At 71.8% G+C, this 22619-nt stretch carries 24 protein-coding genes and 1 pseudogene; 9 read left to right on the forward strand and 16 right to left on the reverse strand.

The genetic code is table 11. The features are described 5' to 3' along the window. Positions 1 to 277 precede the first annotated feature (277 nt). Both ACFRU2_RS32150 and ACFRU2_RS32155 read left to right on the forward strand, forming a co-directional pair. Positions 278 to 1558 (forward strand): SAV2148 family HEPN domain-containing protein, encoded by a 1281-nt coding sequence (locus ACFRU2_RS32150; RefSeq protein ID WP_382978862.1) that lies wholly within the window; start codon positions 278 to 280, stop codon positions 1556 to 1558. An 88-nt stretch (positions 1559 to 1646) separates the two neighbouring features. Further along, on the forward strand, positions 1647 to 2390 hold the full coding sequence (locus ACFRU2_RS32155; protein WP_382978865.1) for an exonuclease domain-containing protein: 744 nt from the start codon (positions 1647 to 1649) through the stop codon (positions 2388 to 2390). Between the two features lie 13 nt (positions 2391 to 2403). Here ACFRU2_RS32155 and ACFRU2_RS32160 read toward each other — a convergent pair whose 3' ends face one another. Continuing rightward, positions 2404 to 2961, reverse strand: a complete 558-nt coding sequence (locus ACFRU2_RS32160; protein ID WP_382978867.1) for a TetR/AcrR family transcriptional regulator — start codon at positions 2959 to 2961, stop codon at positions 2404 to 2406. 97 nt (positions 2962 to 3058) lie between these two features. On the opposite strand from ACFRU2_RS32160, the gene ACFRU2_RS32165 reads away from it, so the two are divergent. After that, positions 3059 to 3661, forward strand: a complete 603-nt coding sequence (locus tag ACFRU2_RS32165) for a DUF2867 domain-containing protein (RefSeq protein ID WP_382978869.1) — start codon at positions 3059 to 3061, stop codon at positions 3659 to 3661. A 16-nt stretch (positions 3662 to 3677) separates the two neighbouring features. Here the strand turns inward: ACFRU2_RS32165 and ACFRU2_RS32170 are convergent, their stop codons facing one another. Both ACFRU2_RS32170 and ACFRU2_RS32175 read right to left on the reverse strand, forming a co-directional pair. Next, positions 3678 to 4316 carry a hypothetical protein gene (locus ACFRU2_RS32170; protein ID WP_382978871.1) on the reverse strand — a complete coding sequence of 213 codons (639 nt, stop codon included), beginning with the start codon at positions 4314 to 4316 and terminating at the stop codon, positions 3678 to 3680. 23 nt (positions 4317 to 4339) lie between these two features. Next, complete coding sequence (locus tag ACFRU2_RS32175; protein WP_382978874.1) at positions 4340 to 5209, reverse strand: phosphotransferase enzyme family protein; 870 nt, start codon at positions 5207 to 5209, stop codon at positions 4340 to 4342. A 153-nt stretch (positions 5210 to 5362) separates the two neighbouring features. Between ACFRU2_RS32175 and mgt the strand changes: the two are divergent. The 5 genes and pseudogenes from mgt (at position 5363) to ACFRU2_RS32200 (ending at position 9934) form a co-directional block, all read left to right on the forward strand. Further along, positions 5363 to 6612 (forward strand): annotated as a pseudogene (gene mgt / locus ACFRU2_RS32180) (macrolide-inactivating glycosyltransferase). A gap of 93 nt (positions 6613 to 6705) precedes the next feature. Next, complete coding sequence (locus tag ACFRU2_RS32185) at positions 6706 to 7686, forward strand: MerR family transcriptional regulator (RefSeq protein ID WP_382978876.1); 981 nt, start codon at positions 6706 to 6708, stop codon at positions 7684 to 7686. Then, complete coding sequence (locus tag ACFRU2_RS32190; protein WP_382978879.1) at positions 7683 to 8255, forward strand: GNAT family N-acetyltransferase; 573 nt, start codon at positions 7683 to 7685, stop codon at positions 8253 to 8255. Before ACFRU2_RS32185 ends, ACFRU2_RS32190 begins: the two co-directional genes overlap by 4 nt. Before the next feature lie 37 nt (positions 8256 to 8292). After that, on the forward strand, positions 8293 to 8874 hold the full coding sequence (locus ACFRU2_RS32195; RefSeq protein ID WP_382978882.1) for a DUF1697 domain-containing protein: 582 nt from the start codon (positions 8293 to 8295) through the stop codon (positions 8872 to 8874). A gap of 181 nt (positions 8875 to 9055) precedes the next feature. Continuing rightward, positions 9056 to 9934: a GNAT family N-acetyltransferase gene (locus tag ACFRU2_RS32200; protein ID WP_382978885.1), complete on the forward strand. Its 879-nt coding sequence runs from the start codon at positions 9056 to 9058 to the stop codon at positions 9932 to 9934. A gap of 76 nt (positions 9935 to 10010) precedes the next feature. Here the strand turns inward: ACFRU2_RS32200 and ACFRU2_RS32205 are convergent, their stop codons facing one another. Continuing rightward, a complete protein-coding gene (locus ACFRU2_RS32205) occupies positions 10011 to 10868 on the reverse strand; it encodes an aldo/keto reductase (protein ID WP_382978887.1) in 858 nt (285 codons plus the stop codon). Positions 10869 to 10913: 45 nt separating this feature from the next. Here ACFRU2_RS32205 and ACFRU2_RS32210 point away from each other — a divergent pair, with 45 nt between their 5' ends. Beyond that, complete coding sequence (locus ACFRU2_RS32210) at positions 10914 to 11918, forward strand: ketopantoate reductase family protein (protein WP_382978889.1); 1005 nt, start codon at positions 10914 to 10916, stop codon at positions 11916 to 11918. A 158-nt stretch (positions 11919 to 12076) separates the two neighbouring features. Here ACFRU2_RS32210 and ACFRU2_RS32215 read toward each other — a convergent pair whose 3' ends face one another. The 12 genes from ACFRU2_RS32215 to ACFRU2_RS32270 form a co-directional block, all read right to left on the reverse strand. Next, positions 12077 to 12853 carry a sirohydrochlorin chelatase gene (locus ACFRU2_RS32215; RefSeq protein ID WP_382978891.1) on the reverse strand — a complete coding sequence of 259 codons (777 nt, stop codon included), beginning with the start codon at positions 12851 to 12853 and terminating at the stop codon, positions 12077 to 12079. A 4-nt stretch (positions 12854 to 12857) separates the two neighbouring features. Beyond that, entirely contained in the window at positions 12858 to 13760 is a 903-nt protein-coding gene (locus ACFRU2_RS32220; protein ID WP_382978894.1) for an ABC transporter permease, read from the reverse strand. Beyond that, on the reverse strand, positions 13747 to 14541 hold the full coding sequence (locus ACFRU2_RS32225; protein ID WP_274550100.1) for an ABC transporter ATP-binding protein: 795 nt from the start codon (positions 14539 to 14541) through the stop codon (positions 13747 to 13749). The genes ACFRU2_RS32220 and ACFRU2_RS32225 overlap by 14 nt, the downstream gene beginning before the upstream one ends. A gap of 34 nt (positions 14542 to 14575) precedes the next feature. Further along, on the reverse strand, positions 14576 to 15712 hold the full coding sequence (locus ACFRU2_RS32230; RefSeq protein ID WP_382978897.1) for an aliphatic sulfonate ABC transporter substrate-binding protein: 1137 nt from the start codon (positions 15710 to 15712) through the stop codon (positions 14576 to 14578). Positions 15713 to 15926: 214 nt separating this feature from the next. Beyond that, positions 15927 to 17267 carry a sulfate adenylyltransferase subunit 1 gene (locus tag ACFRU2_RS32235; protein WP_382978900.1) on the reverse strand — a complete coding sequence of 447 codons (1341 nt, stop codon included), beginning with the start codon at positions 17265 to 17267 and terminating at the stop codon, positions 15927 to 15929. Positions 17268 to 17269: 2 nt separating this feature from the next. After that, on the reverse strand, positions 17270 to 18208 hold the full coding sequence (gene cysD / locus ACFRU2_RS32240; protein WP_250744141.1) for a sulfate adenylyltransferase subunit CysD: 939 nt from the start codon (positions 18206 to 18208) through the stop codon (positions 17270 to 17272). Beyond that, a complete protein-coding gene (gene cysC / locus ACFRU2_RS32245) occupies positions 18205 to 18816 on the reverse strand; it encodes an adenylyl-sulfate kinase (RefSeq protein ID WP_382978903.1) in 612 nt (203 codons plus the stop codon). The genes cysD and cysC overlap by 4 nt, the downstream gene beginning before the upstream one ends. Continuing rightward, positions 18816 to 19541, reverse strand: a complete 726-nt coding sequence (locus tag ACFRU2_RS32250; RefSeq protein WP_382978906.1) for a phosphoadenylyl-sulfate reductase — start codon at positions 19539 to 19541, stop codon at positions 18816 to 18818. The genes cysC and ACFRU2_RS32250 overlap by 1 nt, the downstream gene beginning before the upstream one ends. Continuing rightward, positions 19538 to 19717, reverse strand: a complete 180-nt coding sequence (locus ACFRU2_RS32255; RefSeq protein ID WP_214956597.1) for a DpnI domain-containing protein — start codon at positions 19715 to 19717, stop codon at positions 19538 to 19540. The genes ACFRU2_RS32250 and ACFRU2_RS32255 overlap by 4 nt, the downstream gene beginning before the upstream one ends. Beyond that, positions 19714 to 21423 carry a nitrite/sulfite reductase gene (locus tag ACFRU2_RS32260; RefSeq protein WP_382978909.1) on the reverse strand — a complete coding sequence of 570 codons (1710 nt, stop codon included), beginning with the start codon at positions 21421 to 21423 and terminating at the stop codon, positions 19714 to 19716. The genes ACFRU2_RS32255 and ACFRU2_RS32260 overlap by 4 nt, the downstream gene beginning before the upstream one ends. Before the next feature lie 208 nt (positions 21424 to 21631). Beyond that, on the reverse strand, positions 21632 to 21787 hold the full coding sequence (locus ACFRU2_RS32265) for a putative leader peptide (protein WP_351382296.1): 156 nt from the start codon (positions 21785 to 21787) through the stop codon (positions 21632 to 21634). A gap of 265 nt (positions 21788 to 22052) precedes the next feature. Then, positions 22053 to 22616 (reverse strand): GNAT family N-acetyltransferase, encoded by a 564-nt coding sequence (locus ACFRU2_RS32270; RefSeq protein ID WP_382978913.1) that lies wholly within the window; start codon positions 22614 to 22616, stop codon positions 22053 to 22055. Positions 22617 to 22619: the final 3 nt, after the last annotated feature.

The raw sequence follows: 22619 nt of genomic DNA on the forward strand, positions 1-22619 counted from the left end.
CCACGTCACTGCCAGATCTTCCCCGAAAGAGGGCTTCCACGCGGGGACTTGGGAGGGTCCTACCGGGTGACCCGGAGAGCTGATAAGAGGTTCGCCGGACCGTGGGAAGATCCGATCGTCGGCAGAGCGGATAATGGGCCAACGGACGGACCGGGTACGGACCGTGAGCCCGCGTCGGGCCGCAGGGGCGCGCATCGGGCTGCAGGGGGCCGCACGCGCGGAGTACCCTTCCGTGATCACTGGAGACGGGCGTCCAGACGCAGGAGGCGGTGCACGGGTGAGCTCGGGAGGTCTGGAGCTGCCCCCTGGTGACGGTGGTCACGAGGGCGGCCCGGCGGACGCCGCGGGCGGTGCGGCCGGCGGGATCCCCGCCGGAGCCGTGTCGCTGGCCCCGCCGGAAGCCGGCGGGACCGGGAAGGCGCAGGCGGGAGCCGGCGCCGAGCTGGACTGGGGCGCGGACGCCTGGAGCGAGGTCCGGACCCGGGCCCAGCGCGCCGGCCGTGCGTACATCTGGCTGAACCTGATCGAACAGCGGCTGCGCTCCGTGGTCGGAGCGGTGCTCCGGCCCGTCTACGAGCCCGTGCACGGCGGGGACGACTGGGTGGTGGCGGCCGCGGGTCCCGCCGGCCAGGAGTGGGTGCAGCGCGCGGTCGCCGTACGCGAGGTCAGCCGCCGCAAGGGCTACCTGCTGGACTCCGCCGACGACAACGTGCTCAGCTTCCTCACCCTGCCGCAGCTGCGCGAACTGATGGTCCAGCACTGGCCCTGCTTCGAGCCCTACTTCGACGACCGGCGCGAGATCGAACAGGCGCTGGACGAGCTGGAGGTCACGCGCAACGTCGTCTCGCGCAACCGGGCCCTGTCCCGGGCGGTCCTGGAACAGGCCGAGCGGGCGTCGGCGCGGCTGCTGGAGGTACTGGGCGGCGGCGCGGGCTCGCCGGCGGCGGACCGGCTGCCCATCGACGCCGTCGAGGACCTGGTCGGCGACCGGTACGCGGACGTCATCTCCGTCCACCCGGACCGGGTGCGGCTGCAGCGCCAGCTCCCGGCGGAGGACCTCTTCGGCGGCGCGCGGCGGCTCGACGCCATCGGCATCGGGCTCAACCTGCTGGTCCAGAACTTCTCGGGCCGAAGACTCGTACGCCTCGCGGAGGCCGGCTGCCGGGTGCGGCTGCTGTTCCTGAACCCGGCGAGCAGCGCGGTCAAGCGGCGCGAGCGGGAGCTCGGCCTGCGCAAGGGCGAGCTGAGCCGCTCGGTGGAGATGAACATCCTGCACGTGCGGCGGGTGCGGGCGGGCCTGCGCGACCCCTCGCGCTTCGAGATCCACGTCTTCGACGAGACCCCGCGCTTCACCGCGTACCTGGTGGAGGGCGAGTCCTCGGGCATCGCGGTGGTCCAGTCGTACCTGCGCCGGGCCCGGGGCATGGAGGCACCGGTCCTGGTCCTGCGTGGGGGCGGGCGGGCTTCGCAGGTGCGGCCCGATCAGGAGCACGGGCTGTTCCCGACCTACCGGGAGGAATTCGAGACGATCTGGCAGGACTCCCGCCCGGTGTCGTGAGCGGGGGCGGCCCCGGCTCCGGGGTTGTCAGTGGCCCGTGTCAGGCTGAAAGCCGTTGACGTAGCGGTACGGGTACGGGGGGCACGTGATGGGGGACAGGGCGGGGGACCGGATGGGGGACTGGCACGGCGGGCCGATGGTGGCCTTCGATCTGGAGACCACGGGCACCGACACGGAGTCCGACCGGATCGTGACGGCGGCCGTCGTGACGGTCGGGCCGGACGGGCAGGTGGCGCGGGAGCGGACGTGGCTGGTCGACCCGGGCGTGCCCATCCCGGAGCAGGCCTCGGCCATCCACGGCATCTCCACGGACCACGCCCGCTCGCAGGGGATGGCGGCGGCCCCGGCGATCGAGGAGATCACCCGGACGCTGGTGGAGGCGCTGAGCTCGGGAACCCCGCTGGTGGTGATGAACGCGCGGTACGACCTGACCCTGCTGGACCGGGAGTGCCGCCGCCACGGGATCCGTCCGCTGGGCGAGCGCTGGCCCGGGACGGCCGCGCCGCCCGTCATCGACCCCCTGGTCCTGGACAAGCACGCGGACCGGTACCGCAAGGGAAGGCGGACCCTCCAGGCGCTCTGCGAGCACTACGGGGTGAGCCTGGAAGCGGCGCACGACGCGGGCGCGGACGCGCTGGCGGCGGCCCGCGCCGCGCGGCGGATGGGGGCCGTGCACGCGGCGATAGGGACGGTCGCCCTGGCGGACCTGCACGAGCTGCAGATCCGCGCGGCGGCCGAGCAGGCGGCCTCGCTGCAGAGCTACCTGCGGCGGACCTCGGACCCCGAGGCGATAGTCGAGCGGGCCTGGCCCGTCGTGCCGTACCGGGTCTGAGGCCCGGCGCCGCTCACCGCAGCAGCCAGTCCCGGGTCAGTTCCATGACCTCGGCCCGGCTGCGGGGGCCGTGGTCGGCCGCGAGGAAGTAGTTGCCGATCCGCATGGAGTAGAACACCGTGCAGCGCACCTCGACGTCGTCCTCGTCGGTGCAGAACGCGCCGAACAGCGAACGCAGGTAGTCCATGCGGCGGTTGTCGACGCGCCGCAGCCGCTCCGCGACGGATGCGTCGCGCCGGGCCCAGTCGCGGATCGCGAGTTCGGCCGTCACGCCCTTCGCCGGGCCGTCGGCGGCCGCGGCGATCGCGAACAGCCGCTTCAGCTTGGTCCTGGGGTCCCCGCCGGTGCTCTCGACCTGCTCGATGACCGCCTCGGCGCCCTCGCGCTCCCAGGTGTCGAGCATCTCGCCGAGCAGCGCGTCCCGGTTGCCGAAGTACCCGTAGAACCCGCCCTTGCTGACGCCGAGCGTCTGCGCGAGGGACTCGATCCGGACGGCGTCCGGGCCTCCGGTGGCGAGGGCGCGCAGCCCCTCCTCGATCCAGCTGCCGCGTGGCGTGCGGGTCGCGCCCATGATGTGTCTCCCCTCACACGGACTCGATCTATACGGTGCCGTATAGATCGGTGCTAGCCTTCTTCTATACGGCATCGTATAGATAGGGGCTTGGCTCATGAGACTCCCCAGAACCGCGCACACCGACCGTCCCTGGCGGATCCACGCGATCGCCGGCGACTTCCGTGTCGAGGACGTGTGGGACCTTCCGACCCCGGGCGGACCGGACGACCTCGCACTGCTCGTGGAGCAGTTCGAGAAGGGCTGGGGGCAGCACGACACCTCCCCGGTGGTGCGCGCGCTCTTCGCGGTCCGCTGGAAGCTGGGGGCACTGCTCGGCTGGGACAAGCCCGCCGACGGCCTCGGCGGCCGGGTGCCGAGCCTGCGGGACCGGCTGCCCGAGGACCTCCGGGGCAGCGCGCGGGGGCCGGGAACCGGCGCGTCCTCGTTCAGCACCGTCTACCGGACGCACGACGAATGGGTCCTGGAGACCGCCAACCGGACCGTGCACGGGATCCTGCACCTCGGCTGGGTCCCGGACGAGGACGGAGCGGGCGGCTATCACGGCCGGATGGCCGTCCTGGTCAAGCCGAACGGGCTCCTCGGCGCCGTCTACATGGTGGGCATCAAGCCCTTCCGGTACCTCGGGGTGTACCCGGCGATGCTGCGCGCCATCGGGCGCGCATGGGAGGCCCGCCGCGCGGGCTCCGGTGCGGTCTGATCCGCGCGACGGCCCCTCAGGGTTCCGGCCACCGGTCGCGGTAGACGATGTGGAGCCCGGCGCCCGTGCTGAAGAGGTTGTCGTAGGCGCCCAGGGTCGTGCAGTAGTGCCGATGGCCGGGGTGGGCGAAGACGTAGCCGGAGCCCTGGTGGGCGACGTCGGCGAAGAACCACGCCGTGTCGGCGAACAGTTTGGCGCTGCCCGTCATGAACAGCGTCCCGGCGTGGACGTGCTGGTGGAACCGGTCCCGGTTCTCCCGGTAGTGCCGCTGCGGCCACTGGTCGGGCGCGGGGTCGGTGGAGGCCGGTCCGGGAAGGTCCGCGGTCCGCGGCCGCCCCGGGCCCAGCCGGGCCCGCAGCTCCTTCCAGCGCGAGGGGGCGAACTGGAGCGAGTGGTGCAGGAGGACGAGGTCGAGGCCCGGTCCCCCCGTTTCGGGATCGGTGCGCCGCAGCGGTACGTGGACCAGTGAGCGCGGGGACGTGGCGGCGAGCGACCACAGTCCGGCGAGGAGTTGTGCCGCCTGCTGGTCGACCTGGGCGTCCAGGTACCAGTAGCCGGCCGACAGCGCCGCGCGCGCCGGCGGCCGGGCCGGGCGGATCACCTTGAACTCCGCAGGGCCGAGCCGGGCCCGGTGGATGGTGAGGGGCAGTTTCATATGCGGGAATTGATACGCCGGTCTTAGAACGGGTGCCAGCGGATTTCCTGGTCGCCCTCGCGCAGGGAGGCCACCCGGCGGCGGAACTCCGCCAGGGCCTTGGGGTTGGCCGGGGCGTGCTGGGAGACCCAGGCGCAGCTGGCCGTTTCGCGGGCGCCGAGCAGGACCGCGCAGCCCTCCCAGTCGCGCACGTCCCAGCCGTACGCCGCCGTGAACTCCTCGTACGCCGCGCCGGGCAGGCCGTACCGGTCCCGGGAGAGGGCCATCACCACCAGGTCGTGTTCGCGCAGGTCGGCGGAGACCGTCTCCAGGTCGACGAGGACCGGCCCGGCCGGGCCCACGTGGACGTTGCGGGGCAGTGCGTCGCCGTGGATCGGGCCCGGCGCGAGGTGCGGGGTGAGGGCGGCGACCTGGGCGGCGTACCCGTCGCGGCGGGCCCGCAGGTACGCCGCGTCCGCCGGATCGATCGCCCCGCCCGCCAGCCGGAGCCAGCGCTCCACCCCGCCCAGCAGGTCGCGCGGGGGCAGGGTGAAGGGGGGCGCCGGCAGGGCGTGGATCTGCCGCAGCAGTGCCGCGAGATCCTCCGGGCCGGCCGGGCGGACCGCGTCGGGGAGCCGGTGCCACAGGGTCACCGGGTGCCCGTCCACCAGCCGCGGCTGCGGTTCGGCCGCGCGGACCGCGGGAACCCCGGACTCCGCGAGCCAGCCCGCCACCTCGAGCTCCAGCTCGGCGCGCGGCAGCAGCGCCGCCTCCCGGCCGACCTTGGCGACCAGGCCGCTGCCGTCGAGCGCGAAGACGGCGTTCTCGCCGAGGGCCAGCAGCCGGGGAGCGGGCGACCCCGCCCGTGCCAGGCCCGCCGCCGTCAGGGCCTCGCGGGCCCGTGCCTCGTCCATGCCGTCTCCGCAGTCCGTTCGTTTCCCGGGGTGCCCCGGGCGCCACCGGGCCGTACCCGGCTGCTCATGACCGGACAAGTTTCGCATCCGGCCCGTCCGCCCCGGATCTTCCCTCCGGCTCTTCGCTCCGGCCGGTGGAGTTTCCCGTACAGGTTGCACGAGACGTCTCGTCTCGTTATCTTCTCCTCATGACCACGACCGCGAAGCCCGCCCACATCGCCATGTTCTCCATCGCCGCCGCCGGCCACGTGAACCCGAGCATCGAAGTGATCCGCGAACTGGTCGCCCGGGGCCACCGCGTCAGCTACGCCGTCCCGGCCTCGTACGTGGACAAGATCGCCGAGACCGGCGCCACCCCGGTGATCTGGAACTCCACGCTGCCCACCGACGAGGACCCCGACGCGTGGGGCACCGAGCTCATCGACAACATCGAGCCCTTCCTCGCCGACGCCGTCCAGGCCCTCCCGCAGCTCGCGGCCGCCTTCGAGGGCGACGAGCCCGCCCTCGTCCTCCACGACATCACCGCGTATCCCGCGATCGTCCTCGCCCACCGCTGGGGCGTCCCCGCGGTCTCGCTCTCCCCGACCCTGGTCGCCTGGACCGGTTACGAGGAGGAGGTCGCCGAGCCGATGTCCGCCGAACTGCGCGCCTCCGAGCGCGGAAAGGCGTACTACGCCCGGTTCCGCGCCTGGCTCGACGAGAACGGCATCGACGAGGACAGCGACCGGTTCGTCGGCCGACCCCGGCGCAGCGTCGTCCTCATGCCGCGCGCCCTCCAGCCCCACGCCGACCGGGTCGACGAAGCCGTGTACACCTTCGTCGGCGCCTGCCAGGGCGACCGCAGCGCCACCCAGGGCACCTGGACGCGCCCCGCGGGCGCCGAGGGGAAGAAGGTCCTCCTGGTCTCCTTCGGGTCCACCTTCACCAAGCAGCCGGCCTTCTACCGGGCCTGCGTGGAGGCCTTCGGGGACCTGCCCGACTGGCACGTGGTGCTCCAGATCGGCAAGTTCACCGACGAGGCCGAGATCGGCGAGATCCCCGCCAACGTCGAAGTCCACCGCTGGGTTCCCCAACTGGACATCCTGACCCGGGCCGATGCCTTCATCACCCACGCGGGCACCGGCGGCTGCCAGGAGGGCCTGGCCACCGGAACCCCGATGGTCGCGGTCCCGCAGGCCGTGGACCAGTTCGGCAACGCCGACATGCTGGCCGCCCTGGGTGTCGCCCGGCACGTCCCGATGGCCGAGGCCGACGCCGCGACCCTCCGCGAGGCCGTCCTCGCCCTGGTCGCCGACCCGGAGGTGGCCGCCCGCGCGGACCGGATCCGCAAGGAGATGGCGACGGAGGGCGGCACGCGACAGGCGGCGGACCTGATCGAGGCCGAACTGCCCGGCCGGCGGTGACGGGCCCGCGTCGTACGCGGTGGCACAGTGGGGTCCCGACCGAGCGCGCCGGGGCTTGAGTCTCCAGCGGGGGGAGACCTGAAGGTGGGGGACATGAACGGCCACACGCTCCACTCGATCGGCGAACTGGCCCGGCGAACCGGTACCACGGTCAAGACCGTCCGGTTCTACTCCGACTGCGGGCTCATACCGCCCACCCGTCGGAGCCCGGCCGGCTACCGCCTCTACGACGACGGCGCCGTCGCACGCATGGACCTCGTCCGGACCCTGCGCGACCTGGGACTGGACCTCGCCGACATCCGGAAGGTCATGGACCGGGAACGCACGCTGCCGGAAGTCGCCGCGGCCCAGGCGGAGGCGTTGGACGTGCAGATACGGATCCTGCGGCTGCGGCGCGCCGTGCTGACCGCTGTGGCGCAACGTGGAGCCGACCCCGAGGAGACGCATCTGATGCACAAGCTCGCGAAGCTTTCCGAAGCGGAACGCCAACGGCTGGTCGGGGACTTCCTCGACACCGCCTTCGGCGGCGTGGGAACCGACTCCGCGTTCGCGGGGGTCAGGTGCTCCATGACTCCGCACCTGCCGGACGACCCCACTGCGGAACAGATCCACGCGTGGGTGGAACTGGCCGGACTGGCCGAGGACCCGGAGTTCCGCGCCCATCTGCGCCACCTGGTCGAGGACCAGGCCGCCGGGCACCTCCCGGACGGTCCACCCCGCGCGCGCGACGACCTGGCCGCGATCGTCCGCGACCAGGTCGCCCCGGCCGTGGCGGCCGGCATCGATCCGGCCTCACCCCAGGCCGATCCGATCGTTTCGGCCCTGCTCACCCGCTCCGCACATCTCCTCGACGGCCGGGACCCCGCCGCATCCCCGGGGCAGCTCCTGGCCCGGCTGGAACGCATCAACGACCCGCGCAGAGAGCGGTACTCCTCCCTGCTCGCGGTGATCAACGACTGGCCCCGTCCGGAGACCCTTCAGCCGGTCCTCGACTGGTCCGTCCACGCACTCCGCGCGCGAACCGGCCCACGCCCGTCCGGACTCAACCCGCCGCTGCCTACGATCCGTTCATGAACACCCCCGTCACCCTCCGGGCGGCCGCGACGCCGACCGCTCCCGCTCTCACCCTCCGCCCCTGGTGCGCGCAGGACGTCGCCGCGTTGGTCGAGGCGTACCGGGACCCCGACCTGCGGCGCTGGGCGAGCCCTCCCGTGGAGAGCGAGGACGAGGGGCTGCGGTGGGTGCGGGACCGAGAGCGGGACTGGGCATCGGGCACCCGGTTCGGCTTCGCCGTCCTGGAGGAGGCCCCTGATGCGGCGCCGCGGCAACTGGCGGGCCACGTGGTCCTGAAGGGAGTCGGACAGGGTCCGGGCAAGGCTTCCGCCGAGGTCGGCTACTGGACGGCAGCACGGGCCCGTGGGCGGGGCGTGGCCCCACGCGCCCTGGAAACCCTCACCGCCTGGGCCTTCCGCTCCTTCCGGGCCGAGGGGCTGGAATGCCTCGAACTCCTTCACCAGGTGGACAACGCGGCATCCTGCCGGGTCGCCGAGAAGAGCGGCTACATGCTGGGCAGGATCCTGCCGTCGGCGCCGCCGACCTACCCGCTCGACGGCCATCTGCACCTGCGCCGCGCAGCCGTCTGACCCATGCGCTGTCAGGGGTGAGCCCTATCGTGCAGACATGACCAAGACGACCAAGACGGCCGAGACCGCCAAGACCACGTACGCGGCGCTGCTCCGGGGCATCAACGTCGGCGGGAACAGGAAGGTCCCGATGGCCGAGCTGCGGCAGGTTCTGGGCGGCCTGGGGCACGAGGGCGTACAGACGTACCTGCAGAGCGGCAACGCCGTCTTCACCTCCGCGAGCGGGAAGGCGCCGGATGCCCTCGCCCGCGAGCTGGAGGCCGCCATCGAAGCCCACTTCGGCTTCCGCGTCCCCTGCCTGGTGGTCGACGGCGCCTACCTGCGCGCCGTGGCCGACGCCTGCCCCTTCCCGGCCGCTGAGCTGGAGGGCAAGCAGCTCCACGCCACCTTCTGCTCCGAGCAGCCCGCAGAGTCCCGCTTCGCCTCGATCGACGCCCCCGTGCACCTTCCGGAGGAGTACCGCGTGGGCGACCGCGTCATCTACCTCTACGCCCCGAACGGCCTGGGCCGCTCCAAGCTGGCCGAGGCCCTCGCGAAGCCGGCCGTGGTCAAGGGCCTGGACGTGACCACCCGCAACTGGAACACGGTCGTGAAGCTCGTCGAACTCACGCAGGACTGACCACTTCGGTCAACCCGTTTAACCCGTTGCAGAGGATCCGACGGGACGGTTGGGTTCTCCCAGCCGTCCAGGGTGATCCGGACCGGCTCCGTCGACGAGGAGGTGTGGAGCACATGCGCAGGAGTGACCGGCAGTCGAGCCCGCGTACTGACTTTTGCCGCCACCTCACGACGGAGACACCTTGTCGTTCCGCATCACCCCACTGACCGACCCTGCTCACGGCGCGCACAGCCGACGCCTCGCCTGGCTGGCTTCCGACGCCGATGCCAACCCCGTCGGGACGGCCTTTCTGCGCCTGTTCGACGGCGGACAGGCCCACCTGGCCGAACTGACGCTCCAGGTCCACCCCGTGGAGCGCCACAAGGGCGTCGGTTCCCTCCTCCTCGACACGGCCGTGGCCGCCGCCCGGGACAACGCCCGGCGCTGCGTCACCGTGCAGGCCGAGGCCGGATCGCCCGGCGATCACTTCCTGCCGGCCCACGGCTTCCGCAAGGTGCTCACCTTGAGGTACGCCCGTCTGCCGCTGGCCGACGTGGACACCACCGCCCTCGCCGAGGCCATCGCGCGTCCGCATCCCGGCTACCGGCTGGCGTCCTGGCAGGGAATCGTCCCCGACGCCCTCGCCCAGACGTTCGCCGCCTCACGCCGGGCCATGGACGACATGCCCATGGAGGACACCGACCACGGCATCACGATCTGGGACGTGGACCGGGTTCGCGCTGCGGCGAAGGCCGTGGAAGACCGCGGCGACCTGTTGCACACGGTCGTCGCCATCGACACCCGCGACGACTCGATCGCCGGATTCACCGAACTCGTCGTCCCCGGCAACGGCACGGGTGACGGCCAGCACTACGGCACCGGCGTGCTGCCCGAGCACCGCGGACACGGACTCGGCCGATGGATGAAGGCCGAGTCGATCCGGCACGCCCACGGGCGCCACCGGGACCTCGGCGGCCTCCTGACCGACACGGCCGACAGCAACACGCACATGAGACGCATCAGCGACAGCCTCGGCTACGTGCCCACGCACACGACGGTCCAGTACCAGCTCGACCTGTAGGGGCGAGCCGACGGGCCGGACCAGGGCATCACCGCGCCCCGTCCGGCCCGTCGGCTCGGCACCCGTCACAACAGGCCTAGTCCGCGAGCCCGTTCAGCAGGGAGACCTCCTGCGGGGTCAGCTGGACCGTTGCCGCGTCCAGGTTCTCCGCCAGGTGGTCCGGGGAGCCCGTGCCCGGGGTGGGGCAGAGGACCGGGGAGTGCCGCAGGAGCCAGGCCAGGGCGATCTGGCCGGTGGACGCACCGTGTTCGGCGGCGACCGCCGTCAGTGCGGCGGCGCTCTCCCGGGTCAGGGCCCCGCTGCCCAGCGGGTAGTACGGCAGGAAGGCGATGCCGCGTTCCTCGCACAGGGCGAGGAGCTCCGCCGAGGAGCGGTCCAGGAGGTTGTACGGGTTCTGGACCGAGGCCACCGGAACCAGGGACAGGGCCTCCCGGAGCTGGTCCGCCGTCACCGTGTTCAGCCCGATGTGGCGGATCTTGCCCTCCGCCCGGAGCTCGGCCAGCGTGCCCAGCTGTTCCGCCGACGGGACGGCCGGGTCGAAGCGGTGCAGCTGGTAGAGGTCGATCCGGTCCAGGCGGAGCCTGCGCAGGCTCGCCTCGCACATGGCCCGGAGGTCCTCCGGGCGGCCCGCCGCGTGCCACTCGTCGGGGCCGGTGCGCACCACCCCGCCCTTGGTGGAGACCACCAGGTCCTCCCCGTACGGGTGGAGGGCTTCGGCGACCAGTTCCTCGGCCAGGTGGGGGCCGTAGTTGTCGGCGGTGTCGATCAGGGTGACCCCGCGTGCGACGGCGGTGCGCAGCAGGGCGACCGATGCGGGGCGTTCCGCGCGCGGGCCCCAGTAGCCGGCGCCGACCAGGCCGCCGGTGCCGAGTCCGAGGCGGCGTACGGGCAGGTCCCCGCCGAGGGCGAACGTCTCATCCACGTCAACAGACATGGGCCGACGGTAACTCAGGCCCGCGGATGTGCCAGGCTCGAGGTCATGCGTTACATCATCATCGGCGCCGGAGCGATCGGCGCGACCATCGGCGGACGGCTCGCGGAATCCGGCAGCGAGGTCGTCCTCGTCGCGCGCGGCCCCCACGCGGAGGCCCTGCGGACGAACGGGCTGCGGCTCACCACGGCGGACGGGGAGCGGGTGCACCGGCTGCCCGCCGTCACGGGGCCGGCGGAGCTGGGTGAACTGCGCCCCGACGACGTGCTCGTGCTGACCGTGAAGACCCAGGACGCGCTGGCCGCGCTCGACGCGTGGGGTGACGCGGAGGTCGCCGGCGGCGGTACGGCCGCCCAGCGGCTGCCGGTGCTGTGCGCGCAGAACGGCGTGGAGAGCGAACGCCTCGCCCTACGGCGCTTCGCGCGCGTGTACGGGGTCTGCGTGTGGCTGCCGGCGACCTTCCTGGAGCCGGGCGTGGTCTCCGCGCTGTGCACTCCGCTGACCGGGATCCTGCACCTCGGCAAGGCCGCCGGGGGCGCCGACGGGACCGCCCGGCGGATCGCGGCCGACCTGGAGAAGGCGGGGTTCGGGGCGCCGGTCGTCGAGGACGTGATGCGGTGGAAGTACGCGAAGCTGCTGGGCAACCTGGGCAACGCGGTCCAGGCGACGACCGGCCCCGAGCCGGAGCCCGCGAAGGCGGCGCTGCTGCTGCGGGCCGTGCGTGAGGCGAAGGCCGCCTTCGCTGCCGCGGGCATCACCTGTGCCTCGGACGCCGAGCAGGCGGAGGCCCGCGACGGCAAGGTGGAGGCACCGGCGGGTGTGGTGCGGGGCGGGTCGTCCTGGCAGAGCCTGGCGCGGGGGACGGGGTCGGTGGAGGCGGACTATCTCAACGGGGAGATCGTGCTGCTGGGGCGGCTGCACGGGGTGGCCACGCCGGTCAACGACACGCTGCGCGTCGCGGCGAACATCTTTGCGCGGGAGGGTCTGCCGCCGGGCGCGATGTCCATCGAGGACCTGACGGCCCTGGCCGACGAGGCCGCGGCGCGGGCGTAGGCAGGCCCTGCGGGGCGAAGTCCCCTACCCGCCCTTCCACCGTTCCCCGGGGCTCCGCCCCAGACCCCGCGCCTCAAACGCCGGCGAGGCTGAGATGTGCCGCGCAGCGGCACATTCCAGCCCGTCCGGCGTTTAGGGGACCCGGCCCCGCGCAGCGGCTACGCCGCCAGGGCCGGGATGCGGGACGGGGCTGCCGCGTCGAACCTGCGGAGCAGCAGGCGGGCCAGTTCCGGGGAGGGGCCCAGGACGGCCGCGATCACGTCGGCCCCCGCGGCTTCGGCGCCCGCCGTGATGCGGTCGGGGAGCCGGCCGGGGGCGATGACGTAGGGGGCCACCGCGATCCGGCGGACGCCCTCCGCGCGCAGCGCCCGTACGGCGTCCTCGGTCCGGGGGAGAACAGCGGAGGCGAACGCAGGCCGCACGGCGCACCAACCGGTGTGCCGCCACTCCCGCGCGATTTCAGCGATCACTGCGATCGCCTCCGGGTCGGAGGAACCGGCGGACGCGAGCACCACACCGGTGGTGGCGCGGTCCGCCGGGGTGAGGCCGGCTTCCCACAGCCGGCGCTCCAGGGTCGCCAGCAGCAGCGGCGACGGGCCGAGCACATCCGCGATCCGGACCGAGAGGTCCGGCAGGTGGGACGTGGCTCCGGCGAGCACCGCCGGGATGTCGGACTTCGCGTGGAACGCCCGCGTCAGGAGCAGCGGGAGCGCCACGATGTCGCGTACGCCCGACAGGTAGAGCGAGGCCACCGCCTGGTCGACGGTCGGGGTGTCGAAGTCCAGGAAGGCGGTTTCCACGCGCAGCCCCGGCCGCAGCGCCCGTACCCGCCGGGTGAGGGCGTGTACGGTCGCCGCGTGCCGCGGGTCGCGGCTGCCGTGGGCGATGACCAGCAGGGCGGGGGCCTGCGTGGAGTGCGTGACGTGCGCGGACACGTGATCAGCTCTTGACCAGCAGGCCGCGGGTGCGCAGCACCCACCGCTCGACCGGGCTGAAGATCAGCAGGTCGATCGCGATGCCGACGACCAGGATCAGGATGATCGCGAGGAACACGCCGGGCAGGTCGATGTTGTTGCGGCCGTTCTCGAGGAGCTGGCCCAGGCCCAGGCCCAGGTCGGGGGAGCTGGCGATGATCTCGGCGGCCATCAGGGAGCGCCAGGAGAAGGCCCAGCCCTGCTTGAGACCGGCCAGGTAGCCGGGCAGCGCGGCCGGCATGACCACGTGCCAGGCGCCGCGCAGCCCGGTGGCGCCGAGGGTGCGACCGGCCCGCAGGAACAGCGGCGGGATCTGGTCGATGCCGGAGACGAGGCCGTTGGCGATCGACGGGACGGCGCCGAGCAGGATGACGGTGTACATCATCGCGTCGTTGAGCCCGAACCAGAGCACCGCCGGGGGCACCCAGGCGACGGAGGGCAGCGACTGCAGGCCCTGCAGGATCGGGCCGATCGCGGCGCGGACGAACTTCACCCGGGCGACGAGCAGACCGAGCGGGGTGCCGATGGCCAGGGCGAGCAGGAAGCCGAGCAGACCGCGCGAGACGCTGGTCCAGATGACCTCAAGCAGGGTGCCCTTCACCCACATGTCGGACAGGCTGTCCCAGACGGAGGACAGGGCGGGGAGCTTGGTCTCCTCGGTGACGTGCGCCGCGACCAGGATCTGCCAGACGAGGAGGACCAGGCCGACGGCGAGGACCGGCGGCAGGACCTTCTTGACCAGGACTTCGCGGATCGGGGTGCGGTGGGTCTGGACGGCGTCGAGCGCGTCGAGGCCCGCCTCCAGTCCGGCGAGGTCGTCGGCCTTGGCCTTGGACGGGGCCTCGGGAGTGGTGTCAGTGCTGGCCATGGCGGCGGATCTCCCCACGCAGGTGTTCAGTGATCTCAAGGGACAGCTCCGCGACGTCCGCGTCCTCGATGCGGCGCGGCTGCGGAATGCCCACGGTCCACTCCTTGGCGACCCGGCCGGGGCGCGAGGACAGCAGGACCACACGCTGCGCGAGCCGTACGGCCTCGCGGACGTTGTGCGTGACGAACAGGACGGAGAGGTTCGTCTCTTCCCAGATGCGGGTGAGCTCGCCGTGCAGCACGTCACGGGTGATGGCGTCGAGCGCCGCGAACGGCTCGTCCATCAGCAGCAGCTGGCTGTCCTGGGCGAGCGCCCGGGCCAGGGCCACGCGCTGGCGCATGCCGCCGGACAGTTCGTGGACCCGCTTGCCGTACGAGCCGCCGAGCCGGACCAGCTCCAGCAGCCGCTCGGCCTCCGGCTTGCGGTCGGCCTTGGCCACCCCGCGCAGGCGCAGGGCGAGTTCGATGTTCTTGCCCGCGGTGAGCCACGGGAAGAGGGCGTGCTCCTGGAACATCAGGGCCGGACGGCCGCCGGGGGTCTCGATCGACCCCGCGGACGGCTTGTCCAGTCCGGCGACCAGGTTGAGCAGGGTGGACTTTCCACACCCCGAGGCGCCCAAGATGGTGACGAACTCTCCGGGAGCGACATCGAGGCTGATGTCGTCCAGGACGAGCTGCGATCCGGCCGGGCCGGAGAAGGACTTCGAGACGTGCTCGATGCGGGCGGCGTGCGTCAGCTCCGCTACGGAGCCCTCGGCAGCCTTGGCAAGCATGGTGGCCATGGTCGTCACCTCCTGGGGTTGCTGGTCTACGGGGTTACTTGGTGGCGCCGAGGCCGGCGTCGGAGACTTCGGGCTTGCCCGCGGCCTTGAGGACCTTGTTCAGAAGCGTCAGGTCGTAGATGCCGTTGAGGTCGGGCTGCTCGATGAGCTTGGCCTTGACCGCCCACTCCGACTGCGTCTTCAGCGTTGCGGCGAGGGGGTCGTCGGTGATGAGGATGCTGGGCCAGGCCGGGTCGATGACCTTGGCGTCGAGGGGCTTGCCGCCTTCGGCGGCGAGCTTCGCGTTCGCGGAGGCCTTGGCCTTGTCCGGGTTGGCGTTGATCCACTCGTTGGTCTTGACGGTGCCCTTGAGCACGGCCTCGACGACGTCCGCGTGCTCCTTGAGGAACTTCTGCGACACGATGATGTTCGTGATCACGAACTTCTTGTCGGGCCACAGGGCGGTCTCGTCGAGGAGGACGGAGCCGCCGTCGGCGACGAGCTTGGAGGCGGTGGGCTCGGGGACCCAGGCGCCGTCGATGGAGCCCGACTTGAAGGCGTCCGGGGTGACCTTGTTGTCGGTGCGGACGACGGAGACGTCACCCTTGCCGGACTCCGGGTCGACCTTCCAGCCCTTCTCCGAGATCCAGTTGAGGAACGCGACGTCCTGCGTGTTCCCCTTCTGCGGGGTGGCGATGTTCTTGCCCTTGAGGTCGTCCAGGGTCTTGATCTTCGCCGGGTTCACGACCAGCTTCACGCCGCCGGAGGCGGAGCCGGAGATGATCCGCAGGTTGGAGCCCTTGGACTTGACGTAGGCGTTGATGGACGGCGAGGGGCCGATGAAGCCGATGTCGAGAGAGCCGCCGTTGAGGGCTTCGATCTCGGAGGGGCCGGCGTTGAAGGACTGCGGCTTGATGGTGGTGGCGCCGAGTTCCTTGGCGATCAGGCCTTCCTGGAGGCCGACCAGCGCGGTGGCGTGCGTCAGGTTCGGGAAGTAGCCGATCCGGACCTCGGAGGCCGACAGCTTCTTGCCGGAGTCGTCAGCGACGTTCGCCTTCGGGGCGTCGTCCTTCTCGGCCTCGGAGCCGTAGCCGCACGAGGCGAGCCCGCCGATCAGGAGCGGGAGGGCGGCAGCGGCGACGATGCTGCGGCGAAGGCCAATACGGGAATGCGGAGAACGGGTGGCAGGCACGGGAGGACTTCCTCTCGAAGCGCCGTGAGGTTACGACGCAGGTCTTCGTCTGTGGTGCAAGGGCAGGTACGGCTCGTGGGGGGTGTGGGCGCGCATGCGGTGCGCGTACGTCATCACGCACATCGCCCCACACCTCCCGTGCCGCTGCCGAGGGAGCCGCTGCCTACACGGCCGCCCTCCTTCGCGAAGGTGGAGTAGATATCGGCAAGCATGATCAGAAGTCCCACCCTTCCTCATCAGCTTGAACGGTGGTCTCGGCGGTCGAGGCGAAGGATTCGCCGACCATGCCGGCCGCCAGGGTGGTGCCGTCCGCCGGGTCGATCAGCAGGAAGGAACCGGTGCGGCGCGAGTCGGCGTACGTGTCGAGCGCGAGCGGCTCGGCGGTACGGACGACGACGCGGCCGATGTCGTTGGCCACCAGCTGCCCGGGGTTCGGGTGCTGGGACAGGTCGTCCAGGGTCAGCCGCGAGGGGATCTCCTTGACGATCGCCTTCACCGTGCGCGTGGTGTGCTTGATCAGCACCCGGGCGCCCACGGCGAGGGGCTGGTCCGCCACGTGGCAGACCGTCGCCACGACGTCCTGCGTGGTGGCCGGGGCGCTCGACGACGGCGCGATCAGGTCGCCGCGCGAGATGTCGATGTCGTCCTTCAGACGCAGGGTCACCGACTGCGGGGCCCACGCGATGTCGACGCTCTCGCCGAGCGCGTCGATGCCCTCGATGACCGAGGTGCGGCCCGACGGCAGGACGGTGACGGCCTCGCCGACGCGCAGCACGCCGGAGGCGATCTGACCCGCGTAGCCCCGGTAGTCCGGGTGCTCGGCGGTCTGCGGACGGATCACGTACTGCACCGGGAAACGCGCCGGGCAGGCGGTGAGGTCGTGGCTGACCGGGACGGTCTCCAGGTGCTCCAGCACCGTGGGGCCGCCGTACCAGTCCATGTTCGCGGAGGGCTCCACCACGTTGTCGCCGGCCAGGGCGGAGATCGGGATCGCGGTGATCTCCGGGACGCCGAGACCCGTGGCGTACGCGGTGAACTCCTCGGCGATCTTCGCGAAGACGGCTTCCTCGTAGCCCGCGAGGTCCATCTTGTTGACGGCCAGGACCACGTGGGGAACCCGGAGGAGGGCCGCGACGGCGGCGTGCCTGCGGGTCTGCTCGATCACGCCGTTGCGGGCGTCGACGAGCACCACGGCGAGGTCGGCCGTGGAGGCGCCGGTGACCATGTTCCGGGTGTACTGCACGTGCCCGGGGGTGTCGGCCAGGATGAACCGGCGCCGGGCGGTCGCGAAGTAGCGGTAGGCCACGTCGATGGTGATGCCCTGCTCCCGCTCGGCCCGCAGGCCGTCGGTGAGCAGCGCCAGGTCGGGGGTGTCCTGACCGCGGCTGGCCGAGACCCGCTCCACGGCTTCCAGCTGGTCGGTGAGGACCGACTTGGAGTCGTGCAGGAGGCGGCCGACCAGGGTGGACTTGCCGTCGTCGACGGAGCCCGCGGTCGCGAAGCGCAGCAGCGTGGTCGCCGAGAGATCGGCGAACTGCTCGGTGGTGGAGGTCATTTCTAGAAGTACCCTTCGCGCTTGCGGTCTTCCATCGCGGCCTCGGACAGCTTGTCGTCGGCGCGGGTCGCGCCCCGCTCGGTGAGGCGGGAGGCGGCGATTTCGGTGATCACGGCGTCCAGCGTGGTGGCGTCGGAGTCGACGGCACCGGTGCAGGACATGTCACCGACGGTGCGGTAGCGGATCAGGCGGGTCTCGGTGGTCTCGCCTTCCTTGGCGCCGCCCCACTCGCCGGCCGTCAGCCACATGCCGTTGCGCTGGAAGACCTCGCGCTCGTGGGCGAAGTAGATCTCCGGCAGTTCGATCTTCTCGCGGGCGATGTACTGCCACACGTCCAGCTCGGTCCAGTTGGACAGCGGGAAGACGCGCACGTGCTCGCCCGGTGCGTGGCGGCCGTTGTAGAGCTGCCACAGCTCGGGGCGCTGGCGGCGCGGGTCCCACTGGGAGAACTCGTCGCGCAGGGAGAAGACGCGCTCCTTGGCGCGGGCCTTCTCCTCGTCGCGGCGGCCGCCGCCGAAGACGGCGTCGAACTTCAGCTGCTGGATCGCCTCCGTGAGGGGGACGGTCTGCAGCGGGTTGCGGACGCCGTCGGGACGCTCGCGCAGCTTGCCGGCGTCGATGTACTCCTGGACGGAGGCCACGTGCAGGCGCAGACCGTGCTTGGCGACCGCGCGGTCGCGGTAGTCCAGGACCTCGGGGAAGTTGTGGCCCGTGTCCACGTGGAGCAGGGTGAACGGCACCGGCGCGGGCGCGAACGCCTTCAGCGCCAGGTGCAGCATGACGATGGAGTCCTTGCCGCCCGAGAAGAGGATCACCGGCTTCTCGAACTCGCCCGCCACCTCGCGGAAGATGTGCACGGCCTCCGATTCGAGGGCGTCGAGGTGCGACAGCGCGTAGGGCGCGTCCGTCCCTTCGTGGACGTGTGCGACGGTGGCGGTCATGCCAGACCCCTCTCGGTGAGCAGTGCGTGCAGGGCCGAAGCCGACTCCTGTACGGACTGCGTGTGCGACTCGATACGGAGGTCCGGGGACTCCGGTGCCTCGTACGGGTCGTCGACCCCGGTCAGACCGGAGATCTCGCCCGCCGCCTGCTTGGCGTACAGGCCCTTCACATCACGCTCGGAGCACACCTCCACCGGAGTGGCCACGTGCACTTCGAGGTAGCTCGTGCCCTCGGCGGCGTGCCGCTTGCGGACGGCCTCGCGGCTGTCCGCGAACGGCGCGATCACCGGGACGAGCGCCTTGACGCCGTTGGACGCGAGGAGTTCGGCGACGAAGCCGATCCGCTGCACGTTGGTGTGCCGGTCCTCGCGGCTGAAGCCGAGGCCGGCGGAGAGGAACTCGCGGATCTCGTCGCCGTCGAGGACCTCCACGCGGTGGCCCTCGGCGCGCAGCCGCTCGGCCAGCGCGTAGGCGATGGTGGTCTTGCCCGCGCTCGGCAGCCCGGTCAGCCACACGGTGGCGCCCTGGTCGCTCACGCTCATCTGGTTCGTCTCCGTCGGTTCGGTACGTTCGTCGGTCGCGCTGGTGGCCGTGCTGGTGGTCGTCATCAGCCGTGCAGTCCGCACTCGGTCTTGCCGCGCCCGGCCCAGCGGCCGGCGCGGGCGTCCTCGCCCTCCGCCACCCGTCGGGTGCAGGGGGCGCAGCCGACGGAGGCGTAACCGTCCATCAGCAGCGGGTTGGTGAGTACGCCGTGCTCCAGGACGTACGCGTCCACGTCGTCCTGCGTCCAGCGGGCGATCGGCGAGACCTTGACCTTCTGCCGCTTCTCGTCCCAGCTGACCACCGGGGTGTTCGCCCGGGTCGGGGACTCGTCGCGGCGCAGGCCCGTCGCCCATGCGTCGTACGCCGTCAGGCCCTCTTCCAGGGGCTTGACCTTGCGCAGCGCGCAGCACAGGTCGGGGTCGCGGTCGTGCAGCTTGGGGCCGTACTCGGCGTCCTGCTCGGCGACGCTCTGGCGCGGGGTGAGGGTGATGACGTTGACGTTCATCACGGCCTCGACCGCGTCACGGGTGCCGATGGTCTCCTCGAAGTGGTAGCCGGTGTCGAGGAAGACCACGTCCACGCCGGGGAAGGCGCGGGAGGCGAGGTGGGCGACGACCGCGTCCTCCATGGAGGAGGTCACGGCGAACTTCTTGCCGAAGGTCTCGGCCGCCCAGGTGAGGATCTCCAGCGGGGTGGAGTCCTCGAGGTCACGGCCCGCCTGCTCGGCCAGCTCCTTGAGGCCGCCGTTCTGAGAACCGTCCGTGAGACCGGCGTCCTGAATCGTGGTCATATCTCGTCCCCTCCAGCGTCGTTGGACTGAACACCCCGGGCCAGCAGCCCGAGGTACTTCAGCTGGAAGGCTCGATTGCAGGCCCTGCATTCCCAGGCGCCGTGGCCTGTTTCGTTCGGGAACAGGTCCTCGTCGCCGCAGTACGGGCAGTAGAACGGTGCGGCGCGCTCGCTCACGACAGGTCCTCGTCCTTGGCACGGCCGACCCAGGCGGCGAAGCGCTCGCCGTCCTCGCGCTGGTTCTCGAAGCGCGAGACGACCCGCTCGACGTAGTCGGGCAGACCGGCCGAGGTGACCTTGAGCCCGCGGACCTTGCGGCCGAATCCGGCCTCCAGCCCGAGTGCGCCGCCCAGGTGGACCTGGTAGCCCTCGACCTGGTTGCCCTCGTCGTCCAGGACCAGCTGGCCCTTGAGACCGATGTCCGCCACCTGGATACGGGCGCAGGCGTTCGGGCAGCCGTTGATGTTGATGGTGAGCGGCTCGGCGAACTCCGGCAGGCGGCGCTCCAGTTCGTCGATCAGCGAGGCGCCGCGCGCCTTCGTCTCGACGATGGCCAGCTTGCAGAACTCGATGCCGGTGCAGGCCATCGTGCCGCGGCGGAACGGGGACGGGTTGACCCGCAGGTCGAGCGCCTCCAGGGCCGCGACGACCGAGTCGACCTGGCCCGCTTCGATGTCGAGCACGATCATCTTCTGCTCGGCGGTGGTGCGCAGCCGGGCGGAACCGTGCTGCTCGGCGACGGCGGCGATCTTCGTCAGGGTGGCGCCGTCGACACGGCCCACGCGGGGCGCGAAGCCGACGTAGAACTTGCCGTCCTGCTGCTGGTGCACGCCGACGTGGTCGCGCCACTGGCCGGTGGGCTGCTCGGGGGCGGGGCCGTCGGTCAGCTCGCGCTTGAGGTACTCGTCCTCCAGGACCTGGCGGAACTTGGCCGGGCCCCAGTCGGCGACGAGGAACTTCAGGCGGGCGCGGGTGCGCAGCCGGCGGTAGCCGTAGTCGCGGAAGATCGAGATGACGCCCTCGTAGACGTCCGGGACCTCGTCGAGCGAGACCCAGGTGCCCAGGCGCACACCCAGCTTCGGGTTGGTGGAGAGACCGCCGCCGACCCAGACGTCGAAGCCGGGGCCGTGCTCGGGGTGGTTCACGCCCACGAAGGCGATGTCGTTGATCTCGTGCGCCACGTCGAGCAGCGGCGAGCCGGAGATCGCGGACTTGAACTTGCGGGGCAGGTTCGAGAAGGCGGGGTTGCCCACGATGCGGGCGTAGATCTCGTCGATGGCGGGGGTGCCGTCGATGATCTCGTCCAGCGCGATGCCGGCGACGGGCGAGCCGAGGATCACGCGGGGGGTGTCACCGCAGGCCTCGGTGGTCGAGAGGCCGACGGCCTCCAGACGGCGCCAGATCTCCGGGACGTCCTCGATGCGGATCCAGTGGTACTGCACGTTCTGCCGGTCCGTGAGGTCGGCGGTGCCGCGGGCGAACTCCTCGGAGATCTCGCCGATGACGCGCAGCTGCTCGGTGGTGAGCCGGCCGCCGTCGATGCGGACGCGCAGCATGAAGTACTTGTCGTCCAGCTCCTCCGGCTCCAGGATCGCGGTCTTGCCGCCGTCGATCCCGGGCTTGCGCTGGGTGTAGAGGCCCCACCAGCGCATACGGCCGCGCAGGTCGTTGGGGTCGATCGAGTCGAAGCCCGCCTTGGAGTAGATGTTCTCGATGCGCGCGCGCACATTGAGACCGTCGTCGTCCTTCTTGAACTGCTCGTTGCCGTTGAGGGGCGTGTGGTGGCCGACGGCCCACTGGCCCTCACCGCGGTGACGGCCGGTCTTGCGGCGCGCGGCGGCGGCGGGTGCGGCGGCTGCGGTCGTATCGGGGGTGGCGGCCATGGCGGTACGTCCTTCTTCGGCGGCTCGAGGCAGGGGCAGGGGGAGCGGCGGCGTGACCCCTGGCGCGCGTGGAGCGGATGTGGCTGTTTCGCCGCCTTTTTGGGGCGACGGACGGCCTACAGGGGACTGCTGTGGTGGCTGACGGCGGGCGGTGTGTTCGCTTCCGCGGCGACGTCGGTGCGGGGCGCTGTCGCGGCGGTGCTGTGCGTCAGCGCGCCGGACAGATGGCGCTGGACATGCGGCCGAGGTCGACGTGCCGCCGACTCACCAAGGCAATTCCAGCTCCGTTCATGGGGGGAAGCGTGGCATGGGGCGATTGGAGGAGTCCACTACTGTCCACTATCCGGACGAACTCGTCTCGCATCGCAAGATCCCGGTGACGGGGGTCACCCCGAGAGCCCCTCTGGCCCCGCCGGCCCCACCGCTGCGCGGGGCTCGTCCCCTACCCGCCCTTCCACCGTTCCCTGGGGCTCCGCCCCAGACCCCGCGCCTCAAACGCCGGCGGGGCTACTCATAGCCCCGCCGGCGTTTGAGGCGAATCTTTGACGGGTCCGGGCAGCGCCCGGGGAACGGGCGAAGGGCGGGTAGGGGACTGCCCCGCAGGGCCGCCACCCGCCCGCCCCGCCGGGTTACGCGCCGGGCCAGGGGCCGGGGGTCGGAGCGGACTCCTTCTCCTCCGTCTCCTCCTTGAAGACCTTGAAGCCGCGCCGGAGGTAGTTCGCCATGGCGGTCGGGCCGTCGTCGCTGCACGTGTGCAGCCAGACGCGCCGCGTCGGGGCCAGCTCCGGCCAGCGCTCGGCCAGGGACCAGGCCCGCTCGATGCCCACGGTCAGCAGGTGGCCGCCGATGCGCCGCCCCCGGAAATCGGGGAGGAGGCCGAAGTACATGATCTCCACCACACCGTCGGGCTGCGGGTCGAGTTCCACGTACCCCGCCGGGGTGCCCCGGTCGTACGCCACCCACGTCTCCACGCCGGGACGGTCGAGCTGCTCCACCCACTGCGCACGGGTCAGCGACAGCCGGTCCGTCCAGTGGATGTCGCCGCCCACCGAGGCGTAGAGGAACCGGCTGAACTCGGGGGAGGGGACCTCCGACCGGACGATCCGGATCTCCGGGCCCGGGACGGCCGCCGCGACGAGGTCGGACGGTGCGGTCATTTCCAGGGACCAGGTGGTCAGTGTGCTCGTGCTCATGGA

The sequence above is a fragment of the Streptomyces sp. NPDC056883 genome, assembly GCF_042788835.1.
GTDB classification, from domain to species: domain Bacteria; phylum Actinomycetota; class Actinomycetes; order Streptomycetales; family Streptomycetaceae; genus Streptomyces; species Streptomyces stoeckheimensis.

Excerpts from the sequence above, each read along its gene's own strand:
- ACFRU2_RS32265 (WP_351382296.1), bottom strand. The coding sequence starts at position 21,787 with ATGCGAGACGAGTTCGTCCGGATAGTGGACAGTAGTGGACTCCTCCAA.
- ACFRU2_RS32205 (WP_382978887.1), bottom strand. The coding sequence starts at position 10,868 with ATGTCTGTTGACGTGGATGAGACGTTCGCCCTCGGCGGGGACCTGCCC.
- ACFRU2_RS32170 (WP_382978871.1), bottom strand. The coding sequence starts at position 4,316 with ATGAAACTGCCCCTCACCATCCACCGGGCCCGGCTCGGCCCTGCGGAG.
- ACFRU2_RS32210 (WP_382978889.1), top strand. The coding sequence starts at position 10,914 with ATGCGTTACATCATCATCGGCGCCGGAGCGATCGGCGCGACCATCGGC.
- ACFRU2_RS32260 (WP_382978909.1), bottom strand. The coding sequence starts at position 21,423 with ATGGCCGCCACCCCCGATACGACCGCAGCCGCCGCACCCGCCGCCGCC.
- ACFRU2_RS32220 (WP_382978894.1), bottom strand. The coding sequence starts at position 13,760 with ATGGCCAGCACTGACACCACTCCCGAGGCCCCGTCCAAGGCCAAGGCC.
- ACFRU2_RS32270 (WP_382978913.1), bottom strand. The coding sequence starts at position 22,616 with ATGAGCACGAGCACACTGACCACCTGGTCCCTGGAAATGACCGCACCG.
- ACFRU2_RS32195 (WP_382978882.1), top strand. The coding sequence starts at position 8,293 with ATGACCAAGACGACCAAGACGGCCGAGACCGCCAAGACCACGTACGCG.
- ACFRU2_RS32235 (WP_382978900.1), bottom strand. The coding sequence starts at position 17,267 with ATGACCTCCACCACCGAGCAGTTCGCCGATCTCTCGGCGACCACGCTG.
- cysC (WP_382978903.1), bottom strand. The coding sequence starts at position 18,816 with ATGACGACCACCAGCACGGCCACCAGCGCGACCGACGAACGTACCGAA.
- ACFRU2_RS32165 (WP_382978869.1), top strand. The coding sequence starts at position 3,059 with ATGAGACTCCCCAGAACCGCGCACACCGACCGTCCCTGGCGGATCCAC.
- ACFRU2_RS32185 (WP_382978876.1), top strand. The coding sequence starts at position 6,706 with ATGAACGGCCACACGCTCCACTCGATCGGCGAACTGGCCCGGCGAACC.
- cysD (WP_250744141.1), bottom strand. The coding sequence starts at position 18,208 with ATGACCGCCACCGTCGCACACGTCCACGAAGGGACGGACGCGCCCTAC.
- ACFRU2_RS32225 (WP_274550100.1), bottom strand. The coding sequence starts at position 14,541 with ATGGCCACCATGCTTGCCAAGGCTGCCGAGGGCTCCGTAGCGGAGCTG.
- ACFRU2_RS32160 (WP_382978867.1), bottom strand. The coding sequence starts at position 2,961 with ATGGGCGCGACCCGCACGCCACGCGGCAGCTGGATCGAGGAGGGGCTG.
- ACFRU2_RS32175 (WP_382978874.1), bottom strand. The coding sequence starts at position 5,209 with ATGGACGAGGCACGGGCCCGCGAGGCCCTGACGGCGGCGGGCCTGGCA.
- ACFRU2_RS32250 (WP_382978906.1), bottom strand. The coding sequence starts at position 19,541 with ATGACCACGATTCAGGACGCCGGTCTCACGGACGGTTCTCAGAACGGC.
- ACFRU2_RS32155 (WP_382978865.1), top strand. The coding sequence starts at position 1,647 with ATGGGGGACAGGGCGGGGGACCGGATGGGGGACTGGCACGGCGGGCCG.
- ACFRU2_RS32190 (WP_382978879.1), top strand. The coding sequence starts at position 7,683 with ATGAACACCCCCGTCACCCTCCGGGCGGCCGCGACGCCGACCGCTCCC.